This window comes from Aphanothece microscopica RSMan92 (assembly GCF_046613545.2).
Taxonomy (GTDB): Bacteria; Cyanobacteriota; Cyanobacteriia; order PCC-6307; family Cyanobiaceae; genus NIES-981.
The window spans coordinates 1-11,047 of the sequence record NZ_JBKKKY020000078.1; the positions used below are offsets into that span (position 1 = coordinate 1).

Below are 11,047 nucleotides of genomic sequence, written 5' to 3' on the forward strand. Positions count from 1 at the left end.
GGGGGGGAGGCGAAGCTGCCTGCGGTGCTGGGATCTCCTCCCGGGCTGGCTCCTCCACCGACCCGCTCGCCGGCGGCGCGTCGGCAGGCAGGTCCTCTGAAGCGGCCGGTTCGGCGGGCTCTGGCGCCTCCGATTCCAGGGGGGGCTGTGCGGTCTGTGCGGCCTGAGGGGCTGCGTTGGGCGCTGCGGGCTGTTCTGGCGACTCGGGTTGAGCGGGTTCTGCGTCCCCCTCTTCTTGGTCCCCCTGTGGTTCGTCTTCCAGTGGTTCGTCTCCCTGGAGCGCCGGCGGGGAGCTCACCGGCTCAGGTTCCGATGACGAAGGTTCTGCCCGCTCCTCCGGTTCTCCTGCATCGAGGGAGGGCTCTTCGGCCTCATCGGGGCCTGTGGACTGGCCCAGCAGACGGGACAGGGCCTGCGTGCTCAGGTCCCGGCCCTGCCAGGGCGGGGCGGGGGCGGCCGGGGTGATCGTCACGTCACGCACCAGGCTGTTGAACGGCGGGTTGAGCGGTTCGCCCCGCCCATCCACGAGCTCCATCACCACACTGTTCGCGCCGTCACGCCAACCCTTGAGCCAGAGGGGCTCCTGCTGGTCCACCAGAAAGCTGTCGCTGTTGACGGTGAGGCGCAGGCGCCAGCTGCCATCCCCTTCCCGCAGGCCCTGCAGGGGGGCATCGAGCAGCAGCCAGTCGATCAGCACCGGTTGGGCCGAGCTCAGCCCGGCCGGACTCACCGGGATCAGCTGGGGCGTCCCCGGGGCCGGCAGGGCCAGGGGGTTGGCGGCCACCCGGTGCACCCGGATCTGGTCGTGGGCCGCAGGCTCCTTGACCGCCTCGCCCCAGGGGCGGGCGGCATAGGCGGTGATCCGGTGGCTGCCGGGGGAGAGTTCCGGCAGTTCCGCCGTGAGCTCGGCGGTGAGTTCAGCCGTGCGCTTCGCTGTGCGCTCAGCCGCCATCGCGCCCTGCGGGCGATCGGGAGGGGGGCCTGCCAGCCGGAGGGGGGGCTGGTCGTCGATCTGCAGCACCAGGTGGGCGCCCAGGCCCAGCGGGCCGGCATCGGCCAGGGGCCAGTCGGCCACGCTGATCCGGATGCTCCAGGGGCCGGCTGGCAGCGGACTCTCGGGCGCGGGCGCCAGGATCTTCACGCGGGGGTGGTGCTGGCTCAGGGCCTCCCCCAGCTGGCGTACGGCCGGGGGTGGGGGCACTTCCTGGAGGCTGCCGGCCGGTGCGGTGGCCTGCAGCAGCGCTGGCGGTGCCGAGGAGCGTGGCGATGATCTGCCGCACCCTGCCGGCATGAGCACCAGCAGCAGCAGCGCGATCCAGGCAGCCGTGCGGCGCAGCGGGCCGGCCCACCCCGCACGGCCGCTGAGTCGAGCCGACCTGGCCTGAGGATCCGTGGCGTGACCCGCCGTCACCCTGCCCGTGCTCCCTGGTTCCATCAGCGCATTCTGCTGGCACGGCGGGACGTTGGGATCCCGGGCTCATCGGCAGGATTCTTTAAGGAATCAAGATGTACTGAAATGGCAAAAAGATCGCCCAGGGGTGTATCTCTAACTGCTGTGCAGACGCCAGTGCTGGCCTGGGAAGCCAGCGGATTGAACCTTTGTAACTGGGGCCCCGAACGGCTTCATTTTGGCCCTTATAGTGCCGCGAGCGGTCCCCTATCTGGGGCCCAAAGCCCCAGCCATGGCAGGGGGTTTCGCGGTTTCGCGGTTCCCTCGTCCCGGCTGGAGCCCATGACCCTCCGGGCCTCGGTCCGGGCGGTCATGGGGCCCATCGGTGAGTCCGGCATGCCTCGGCACGTCAGCTCGCCCACAGGGGTGGACCACCACCTCGACCCCGTCCCTCGAGGAACGTCTCGATGACCATCAGCCCACCAGGGCGTGGGGAAAAGGCCAAGGCCATGGTCGACCGGAACCCCGTTCCGGCCACGTTCGAGCTTTTCGAAAAGCCCGGGCATTTCGACCGCAGCCTGGCCAAGGGTCCCAAAACCACCACCTGGGTTTGGAACCTCCACGCCAACGCTCACGATTTCGACAGCCACACGAGTGACCTCGAAGAGGTTTCTCGCAAGATCTTCTCGGCTCACTTCGGCCATCTGGCCGTCATCTTCATCTGGCTGAGCGGTGCCTTCTTCCACGGCGCCCGCTTCTCCAACTACACCGGCTGGCTGGCAGACCCCCTGCATGTCAAGCCTTCCGCTCAGGTGGTCTGGCCCGTGTTCGGCCAGGAAATTCTCAATGGCGATGTGGGTGCCGGCTTCCACGGCATTCAGATCACCTCCGGCCTCTTCCATGTCTGGCGGGCCTGGGGTTTCACCAGTGAGACCCAGCTGCTCGCCACCGCCATCGGCGCGCTGGTGATGGCCGGCCTGATGCTCAATGCCGGCGTCTTCCACTACCACAAGGCAGCCCCCAAGCTCGAGTGGTTCCAGAACGTTGAGTCGATGCTCAACCACCATCTGGCCGGTCTGCTTGGTCTGGGCTCGCTGTCCTGGACAGGTCACCTCCTGCATGTGTCCCTGCCCACCACGGCCCTGATGGATGCCATTGATGCCGGCCAGCCGCTGGCCCTCAACGGCAAGACCATCGCCACCTACGCCGACATCCCCCTGCCCCACGAGTTCCTGAACCAGGACCTGCTGGCGCAGATCTTCCCGGGATTCGGCGCTGGCATCTCAGCCTTCTTCTCCGGGAACTGGGCGGCCTACAGCGATTTCCTCACCTTCAAGGGTGGTCTGAATCCTGTGACCGGCAGCCTCTGGATGACGGACATCGCCCATCACCATCTGGCGATTGCGGTGCTCTTCATCGTGGCCGGTCACATGTACCGGACCAACTGGGGCATCGGCCACAGCATCAAGGAGATCCTCGAAGGTCAGAAGGGCGACCCCCTGCTCTTCCCGGCTCCCAAGGGTCACGACGGTCTGTTCGAGTTCATGACCACCAGCTGGCACGCTCAGCTCGGTGTCAACCTGGCTCTGCTCGGCTCGTTGACCATCATCGTGGCGCATCACATGTATGCGATGCCGCCCTATCCCTACATCGGGATTGATTACCCCACCCAGCTGTCACTGTTCACCCACCACATGTGGATCGGTGGCTTCCTGATCGTGGGTGCTGGTGCTCACGCCGCCATCGCCATGGTGCGTGACTACGACCCCGCCAAGCACATCGACAACGTGCTCGATCGGGTGCTGAAGGCTCGCGATGCCCTGATCAGCCACCTCAACTGGGTGTGCATCTGGCTCGGCTTCCACAGCTTCGGCCTCTACATCCACAACGACACCATGCGTGCCCTGGGCCGTCCCCAGGACATGTTCAGCGACTCCGCCATTGCCCTGAAGCCCGTCTTCGCGCAGTGGATCCAGGGTCTCCATGCCGCTGCCGCTGGCACCACCGCTCCCAACGCCCTCGCGGGTGTGAGCGAAGTGTTCAACGGTGCCGTCGTGGCCGTGGGTGGCAAGGTCGCCGCGGCGCCGATCCCCCTGGGAACGGCGGACTTCATGGTGCACCACATCCACGCCTTCACGATCCACGTCACCGTGCTGATCCTGCTGAAGGGTGTGCTGTATTCCCGCAGCTCCCGCCTTGTCCCTGATAAGGCGAACCTCGGTTTCCGCTTCCCCTGCGACGGCCCCGGCCGTGGCGGTACCTGCCAGGTGTCGGCCTGGGACCACGTGTTCCTTGGCCTGTTCTGGATGTACAACTCCCTGTCGATCGTGATCTTCCACTTCTCCTGGAAGATGCAGAGCGACGTGTGGGGCACCGTCAACGCCGACGGCACCGTCCAGCACATCACCAACGGCAACTTTGCCCAGAGCGCCATCACCATCAATGGTTGGCTGCGTGACTTCCTGTGGGCTCAGGCCGCGCAGGTGATCAACAGCTATGGCTCGAGCTCCAGTGCCTATGGCCTGATGTTCCTGGGTGCCCACTTCATCTGGGCCTTCAGCCTGATGTTCCTGTTCAGCGGCCGCGGCTACTGGCAGGAGCTCATCGAGTCCATCGTCTGGGCTCACAACAAGCTGAAGGTGGCGCCGGCCATCCAGCCGCGCGCTCTCTCCATCACCCAGGGCCGTGCCGTGGGTGTCGCCCATTACCTGCTGGGCGGCATCGCGACCACCTGGTCCTTCTTCCTGGCTCGCATCATTGCGGTCGGCTGACCTTTCCTGACCTTTCCCAATGGCAACGAAATTTCCTTCGTTCAGCCAGGGTCTGGCACAGGACCCGACAACCCGCCGTATCTGGTACGGCATCGCCACGGCTCACGATTTCGAGAGCCACGACGGCATGACCGAGGAGCGGCTTTACCAAAAGCTGTTCTCCACCCACTTCGGTCACCTGGCCATCATTGGCCTCTGGGTTTCGGGCAACCTGTTCCATATCGCCTGGCAGGGCAACTTCGAGCAGTGGGTCACCGATCCGCTGCACATCCGTCCCATCGCTCACGCGATCTGGGATCCCCACTTCGGCCAGGGGGCCATCGCGGCCTTCACCCAGGCCGGTGCCTCCTCCCCGGTGAACATCGCCTATTCCGGTCTGTACCACTGGTGGTACACGATCGGCATGCGCACCAACGCCGAGCTGTACCAAGGGGCCATCTTCATGATGATCCTCTCGGCCTGGGCACTGTTCGCTGGCTGGCTGCATCTCCAGCCCAAGTTCCGGCCTTCCCTGGCCTGGTTCAAGAACGCTGAATCCCGTCTGAACCACCACCTGGCGGTCCTGTTCGGCTTCAGCTCCATCGCCTGGACCGGTCACCTGGTCCACGTCGCCATTCCCGAGTCCCGGGGACAGCACGTCGGCTGGGACAACTTCCTCTCGGTGATGCCCCATCCCGCCGGTCTGGCTCCGTTCTTCACCGGCAACTGGGGGGTCTATGCCCAGAATCCCGACACCACCTACCAGGTGTTCGGCACGGCCGAGGGTTCAGGCACGGCGATCCTCACCTTCCTCGGTGGTTTCCATCCCCAGAGTGAAGCCCTGTGGCTCACCGACATCGCCCATCACCATCTGGCGATCGGCTGCCTGTTCGTGATCGCGGGCCACATGTACCGGACGAACTTCGGTATCGGCCACTCGATCCGCGAGATCCTCGAAGCCCACAACCCCCCTCCGGGAACCCCGGGTGACCTGGGTGCCGGCCACAAGGGCCTCTACGACACCATCAACAACTCGCTCCACTTCCAGCTGGGTCTGGCCCTGGCCTCCCTCGGTGTGGTGACGAGCCTGGTGGCGCAGCACATGTATTCGATGCCGTCCTACGCGTTCATCGCCAAGGACTACACGACGCAGGCTGCCCTTTACACCCACCACCAGTACATCGCCATCTTCCTGATGTGCGGTGCCTTCGCCCACGGTGCGATCTTCTTCATCCGTGACTACGACCCCGAGGCCAACAAGAACAACGTTCTGGCCCGGATGCTCGAGCACAAGGAAGCGATCATCAGCCACCTGAGCTGGGTCTCCCTGTTCCTCGGTTTCCACACCCTCGGCCTCTACGTCCACAACGACGTGGTCGTGGCGTTCGGCACTCCCGAGAAGCAGATCCTGGTGGAGCCCGTGTTCGCCCAGTTCGTTCAGGCGGCAAGCGGCAAGGCCATCTACGGCATGAATGTGCTGCTGGCCAACCCCGACAGCCTGGTGAGCAATGCCCCCGGTCCCGGTGCCGTCTGGCTGCCTGGCTGGCTCGATGGCATCAACGCCGGCGACAACTCCCTGTTCCTGCAGATCGGCCCTGGTGACTTCCTCGTTCACCACGCCATCGCTCTGGGTCTGCACACCACCACCCTCATCCTGGTGAAGGGTGCCCTGGACGCCCGGGGTTCCAAGCTGATGCCCGACAAGAAGGACTTCGGCTATTCCTTCCCCTGCGACGGCCCCGGCCGTGGTGGTACCTGCGACATCAGCGCCTGGGACGCCTTCTATCTGGCTGTCTTCTGGGCCCTGAACACCGTCGGTTGGCTCACCTTCTACTGGCACTGGAAGCACCTCGCCATCTGGCAGGGGAACGTGGCCCAGTTCAACGAGTCCAGCACCTATCTCATGGGCTGGTTCCGCGACTACCTCTGGCTCAACAGCTCCCAGCTGATCAACGGCTACAACCCGGCCGGCTCCAACAACCTGGCTGTCTGGTCGTGGATGTTCCTGTTCGGTCACCTGATCTGGGCCACCGGCTTCATGTTCCTGATCTCCTGGCGTGGTTACTGGCAGGAACTGATCGAGACCATCGTCTGGGCCCATCAGCGCACCCCGCTCGCCAACCTGGTGGGCTGGCGCGACAAGCCCGTGGCTCTCTCGATCGTTCAGGCCCGTGTGGTTGGTCTGGCTCACTTCACCGTGGGTTACTTCCTCACCTATGCGGCCTTCCTGATCGCCTCCACTTCAGGGAAGTTCGGCTGACCAGCTGAACCCCGCCTCACTCGAGGGACCCCTTCACAACCCCGGCCTGTGCCGGGGTTTTTTTCTTGCCTGGACGGCTGTCCCGTCTACAACGGCCAGGTTGCCCCCAGCGCACCGCCTCTCCGCCATGACCCCTATCCCGGCCTCGACGGCGTCTCTCCTGGTGGGGCTCGGCGTTCTGCCGGGGGCCTGGCTGCGCTTCCGCGTGGTCAACCACCTTGAGCCCATGCTGCCGCGCAAGCACTGGGGCACCTTCGGGGTCAACGTGGCCGCCTGTTTCGCCCTGGGGCTGCTGGCCGCGATTCAGGAGAGCTGTGGCGGAGGTGGACAGCGCACCATGCTGTTGCTCGGCACGGGCTTTCTTGGTGGCTTCAGCACCTTTTCGTCCCTGGTGGCGGAGCTCTATGTCGTGTTGCGGGCTGGCCACTGGCTCGAGGCCGGGCTGCTGTCTGTCGGCTCCGTTGTGGGGGGCCTGGTCGCTGCCCAGCTGGGACTGCTGATCGGAGGTCTCGCTTGAGAGCCTCCCTGCGCCGCGAACTGTCCGACCTTGCCCTTCTGGCGACCGGCGCCATCCCCGGAGCTCTGCTGCGCTGGCGTCTGGATGCGTGGGCCCAGGGCCAGAGCGGGTTCTGGGCCCCGCTTCTGCAGGCCTCGCTGCTGGCCAATCTCAGCGGCTGCCTGCTGATCGGCCTGCTGATCGTGCTGCCGCCGCGTCGTGCCAGGTTCTATGTGCTTGGCGGGATCGGCTTCTGCGGCAGTCTCACCACCTTTTCCACCTGGATGCTCGTCCTGGCCCGCCGCCTGGCGGCAGGCGATCTGCTGGGGTCGGCCGCAATCCTGCTGGTGAGTCTCCTCGCTGGCCTGCTTCTGGTGGCCCTGGGGGCCTGGCTCGGCTCCATCCTCTGGAGGGGCAGTCGCCCCTGATCGCAGCCTGCTCCCCGTTCAGCGGGCCTGCAGGTAGTTCTGCTGCACGTAGGTCCAGTCTTCGCAGCGCAGTTCGTTGCCGTCGGTCTGGGCGCGCTCGCCATGCAGACAGTCCACGGTGGCGCTGTGGCCCTGCTCCAGCCCGCGGCTGCTTCCCTCGGCCAGGGCCGTCTGCGCCCCTGCGCCGCTCTTGGGCAGGCTGGACTGGGCTCCACCCGATCCGCTCTGAGGCAGCGAGGGTGCTGCGGGCGGAGGTGGCTGGCTGCCCGGCCGGTTGGCGCAACTCCCCAGCAGCACAGCCATCAGGATCGCCAGCGTGCGGACGAGGCTGCGGACGAGGGTGCCGCCGGTGGCAGAGGGGCAACCTGCCGTCCTGAAGGTGGTGCGCATCGGCTTGAGGGCAGCGGTGCCTCCATCTTCTCCTCGCAACTGGGCTCCTCGCGGCCGGGATCCTCGCGGCTGAAATGGCGGTGGCGCGAGGTTGCCCCACCGCCGCGCATGAAAAAACCCCGCGCCAGGCGGGGTGGATCGGGTTGAACGCGGTGGTTGAGCGGGGTGATGGATCGGCAGGATTCAGCCGACGCTCCACACACCACCGGCAATGTTCACCAGAGGGGCCACCACGGCCGTTCCCGCCAGGAACCAGGCGAAGGCGGCACCGCCGCAGCCGCCCAGCCAGAAGCCGCTGGCGAATTCGGCCCAGCCCGCCTTGGTGAACAGGTCGGCGGGGGGGTTGTCGATCGTGGCGTCGGCAGGCTGAACGTTCGGTCCGTTGCCGGCCGTGCCGTAGATCGACAGGCACACCGTCAGGATCGAGACCAGCCCGATGGTGGCCAGAAGGCCGGCGGTGGTGGCGTAGTCGGTGGTGCGCAGGGGACCGGTGATCGCAAACGGGCCGTACAGGAAGAAGCCATGGGCCATGCCCACCTCCAGCCCCCGCCGGTTCGGGGACAGGGCCGGCCGGTAGGCCGGCAGGGCATTCAGGAACGCCTTGGTGAAGTAGCTGCTGTTGACGGGGGTGGCCAGATTGCCGACACAGGGGTCGGCGACGGGGGTCACGGTCATGGGTAGGGGTGGGATGGTGATGAATGGGCTGGCCGGGCTCCGGGCCGTGGAGCCTCAGTCGCGGGCTTCGATCACGTTGAACAGCAGGGCCATCGCCACGGCTGGGCCGAGGATCCCCACGAGGGGTACGAACACCGAGGGCATCCAGGCGGCAGCGAATTCTCCAGTCATGGCCAGGCCAGTAGCAACCGCCGGTACTGTAAGGATCGTTCCCGCGACAGCTTTCTTGGGCTGTTGGTGGCGACATAAAAGTTCAATCCATGCCTCCTTCCACCCTTGGTGCCGCAGCGGCGGTTCTGGCGCTTCTGCTCTGGTGGCTGCGGCGCCGTCGCCCCGTGGTGGTGCTCAGTTCCACCGATGCCAGCGCGGTGGCGGCCCTGAACCGCTCCCAGCTCGTGGCGGCAGCCCTGGGGCCCGACCCCGTGGCGGATCCGGCGGCGGGGGCGATGGCTCCGGCCGCTCCGGAGACCGCCGTCAGTCCTCTGCCGGCCAGCCTGGGTCAGCGGCAGCGGACGGTGCTTCTGGCCGGCCTGCGCCAGCAGCTGGCCGGTGATGGGCCATCCCGGCTGGAGGCCATGCGCATGGCGCGGCGGTGGGGCGATCCGGCGGTGCTGCCCCTGCTGCACCGGGGCCTGCGGGATCCCGACCTGGCGGTGGTGCGGGAGGCCGCGCTGGGGTTGGAGCGCTTCCGGGGGCGCTGCCCTGGCCTGGCTGACGCTCAACCGACCACGCCGGTCACCGCCCCCCTGCCCCGCAACGTCTCCCGCACCCTGTAGATCGGCCGGCCCTGGCTTTCGTGGTAGGTGCGCATCTGCAACTCGGCCAGCAGGCCGAAGCAGAACAGCTGCACCCCCGCCAGCACGCTGATCAGGGCCACCAGCAGCAGCGGTCGGTCGCCGATGTTGGCTCCCAGCACCAGCTTCTCGCCCAGCAGCCACAGGCTGACCAGCAGGCCGAAACCGATCGCGGCCAGGCCCCCGAAGCCGAACACGTGCATGGGGCGGGTCAGGAACCGCTTCATGAACCAGACCGTCAGCAGGTCCATCAGCACCCGGAAGGTGCGATCCAGCCCGTACTTGCTCGTGCCGTAGCGGCGGGCATGGTGGTTGACGATCACCTCGCTGATCCGTGCCCCTTCGATGAAGGCGAGGGCCGGCAGGAAGCGGTGCAGCTCGCCGTAGAGGTTGAGGTCCTCCACCACCTCGCGGCGATAGGCCTTGAGGGAGCAGCCGTAATCGTGCAGGCGCACGCCCGTCACCCGGGCGATCAGCCGGTTGGCGATGCGGCTGGGCAGCAGGCGGACCAGGGCGTGATCCTGGCGCTGATGGCGCCAGCCGCTCACCAGGTCGTAGCCCTCGTTCAGCCGCTCGAGCAGCAGGGGGATGTCGGCGGGATCGTTCTGCAGGTCGCCGTCGAGGGTCACGATCACCTTGCCGCAGCTGGCATCGAAGCCGGCCGCCATCGCGGCGGTCTGGCCGTAGTTGCGCCGCAGCCGGACCAGCACCAGTTCCGGTATCTCCCGCACCAGCGGGGCCAGCACCGCGGCGGTGCCGTCGGTGGAGCCGTCGTCGACGATCACCAGCTCATGGCTCAAACCCAGGGGGCGCACAGCAGCCAGGACCTTCTCCACCAGCAAGGCCACGCTCTCCTCCTCGTTGAAGAGCGGCACCACCACCGACAGATCCATCGTCACCTCACCGGTGCCGGCGAACCTAGGCGGGCAGGGGACTGCCGTCATGGCAGCGCATCACCCGGCCGGCGCCGCGCAGTTCGGATCGGTAGTGCACCGCCACCGGGTCGCGGTTGCGGGGGTTGAGGTCGTCGACGCCGATGCCGTTGCGGCCATGCTCCTGGCCCGAGCTGTGCAGGTAGCGGCCCTGGCCCAGATGCAGACCCACGTGGGTGCAGCGCCGGGGCGCCCCGAAGAACAGCAGATCGCCCGGTTCCAGGCGGTCGGTCTCCCCGGGCCGCACCGCCACCGGCTGGCAGAAGCGCTCCTGCAGATAGGCGTCCCGGGGCAGCCAGATCCCCGTGCTGGCGAAGGCGGTCTGGACCAGGCCCGAACAGTCGAAGTCGGGCCCCAGGGTGCCGCCCCACAGGTAGACATTCGGCTGGCGGCTGGCCGCCAGGGCGAACGCCAGCACCGCCGCCAGGCGGGACTGGATCGCGCTGCGGTCCAGCAGCCGTGGTGATGGCCGGCTGGCGGTGATGGCCCGGCCGAGCAGCTGCTCAGGGGCGATCCAGCCCGGATAGCCGTCCTCCAGCAGACGCACCCGCAGGCGGGGCTGCCCGGGGCTCTCCAGGAGCTGCAGGCAGCGACCCCCGGCGGCCTGGGTGGCGAGACCGGCCCCCCGCGGGCTGCTGTAGAGGTCCAGTTCGCCCTCCAGGCGCCAGATCGAGCCCGGCCGCAGCCATTCCGGAGCGGCCGGCTGGCCAGGGGGCAGGAACGGCTGGGGAGGGGTTCCTAAGGTCGCCACAGCGTGTGCCGGCAGTGATGGCGTTCTACAGCCCTGAACCAGGCATGGACCAGGTGCTGGCGGACCTGGTCAGGGCGCTGGAGCTGGAGGATCGTCCGGGACTGGCCCAGCAGGTGTCGATCACCTGGCTGCGGTTCGACGCCGCTCCGGTCGCGCAGGCGGCCGAAGGCCAGGCCGCGGC

General features: G+C 67.2%; 10 protein-coding genes and 1 pseudogene. 5 read left to right on the plus strand and 6 right to left on the minus strand.

Annotated features, from left to right (window positions below; translation table 11 throughout):
• Window positions 1-1,411, minus strand: a pseudogene (locus ACLD7X_RS14650) (hypothetical protein); the annotation flags it as partial.
• Between the two features lie 446 nt (window positions 1,412-1,857).
• On the opposite strand from ACLD7X_RS14650, the gene psaA reads away from it, so the two are divergent.
• The 4 genes from psaA to ACLD7X_RS14670 all read left to right on the plus strand — a co-directional run bounded on the left by psaA (window position 1,858) and on the right by ACLD7X_RS14670 (window position 7,324).
• On the plus strand, window positions 1,858-4,161 hold the full coding sequence (gene psaA, locus ACLD7X_RS14655) for a photosystem I core protein PsaA (protein ID WP_411424395.1): 2,304 nt from the start codon (window positions 1,858-1,860) through the stop codon (window positions 4,159-4,161).
• Between the two features lie 19 nt (window positions 4,162-4,180).
• A complete protein-coding gene (gene psaB, locus ACLD7X_RS14660) occupies window positions 4,181-6,400 on the plus strand; it encodes a photosystem I core protein PsaB (protein ID WP_411424396.1) in 2,220 nt (739 codons plus the stop codon).
• A gap of 127 nt (window positions 6,401-6,527) precedes the next feature.
• Window positions 6,528-6,917 (plus strand): fluoride efflux transporter FluC, encoded by a 390-nt coding sequence (locus ACLD7X_RS14665; protein ID WP_411424397.1) that lies wholly within the window; start codon window positions 6,528-6,530, stop codon window positions 6,915-6,917.
• Entirely contained in the window at window positions 6,914-7,324 is a 411-nt protein-coding gene (locus tag ACLD7X_RS14670; RefSeq protein ID WP_411424398.1) for a fluoride efflux transporter FluC, read from the plus strand. The genes ACLD7X_RS14665 and ACLD7X_RS14670 overlap by 4 nt, the downstream gene beginning before the upstream one ends.
• 18 nt (window positions 7,325-7,342) lie before the next feature.
• On the opposite strand, the gene ACLD7X_RS14675 is transcribed toward ACLD7X_RS14670, so the two are convergent.
• The 3 genes from ACLD7X_RS14675 to ACLD7X_RS14685 all read right to left on the minus strand — a co-directional run bounded on the left by ACLD7X_RS14675 (window position 7,343) and on the right by ACLD7X_RS14685 (window position 8,560).
• On the minus strand, window positions 7,343-7,714 hold the full coding sequence (locus ACLD7X_RS14675) for a hypothetical protein (protein WP_411424399.1): 372 nt from the start codon (window positions 7,712-7,714) through the stop codon (window positions 7,343-7,345).
• Window positions 7,715-7,897: 183 nt separating this feature from the next.
• Window positions 7,898-8,389, minus strand: a complete 492-nt coding sequence (locus ACLD7X_RS14680; protein WP_411424400.1) for a photosystem I reaction center subunit XI — start codon at window positions 8,387-8,389, stop codon at window positions 7,898-7,900.
• Between the two features lie 54 nt (window positions 8,390-8,443).
• Entirely contained in the window at window positions 8,444-8,560 is a 117-nt protein-coding gene (locus tag ACLD7X_RS14685) for a photosystem I reaction center subunit VIII (protein WP_006910603.1), read from the minus strand.
• Between the two features lie 89 nt (window positions 8,561-8,649).
• On the opposite strand from ACLD7X_RS14685, the gene ACLD7X_RS14690 reads away from it, so the two are divergent.
• The gene (locus tag ACLD7X_RS14690; RefSeq protein ID WP_411424403.1) at window positions 8,650-9,165 is read left to right on the plus strand and encodes a HEAT repeat domain-containing protein; all 516 of its coding nucleotides are present in this window, start codon (window positions 8,650-8,652) and stop codon (window positions 9,163-9,165) included.
• Here the strand turns inward: ACLD7X_RS14690 and ACLD7X_RS14695 are convergent.
• Window positions 9,108-10,127, minus strand: a complete 1,020-nt coding sequence (locus tag ACLD7X_RS14695; protein ID WP_412007031.1) for a glycosyltransferase family 2 protein — start codon at window positions 10,125-10,127, stop codon at window positions 9,108-9,110. The two genes, ACLD7X_RS14690 and ACLD7X_RS14695, sit on opposite strands and share 58 nt — an antisense overlap.
• Entirely contained in the window at window positions 10,102-10,866 is a 765-nt protein-coding gene (locus tag ACLD7X_RS14700) for a C40 family peptidase (RefSeq protein WP_411424401.1), read from the minus strand. Before ACLD7X_RS14700 ends, ACLD7X_RS14695 begins: the two co-directional genes overlap by 26 nt.
• Window positions 10,867-11,047: the final 181 nt, after the last annotated feature.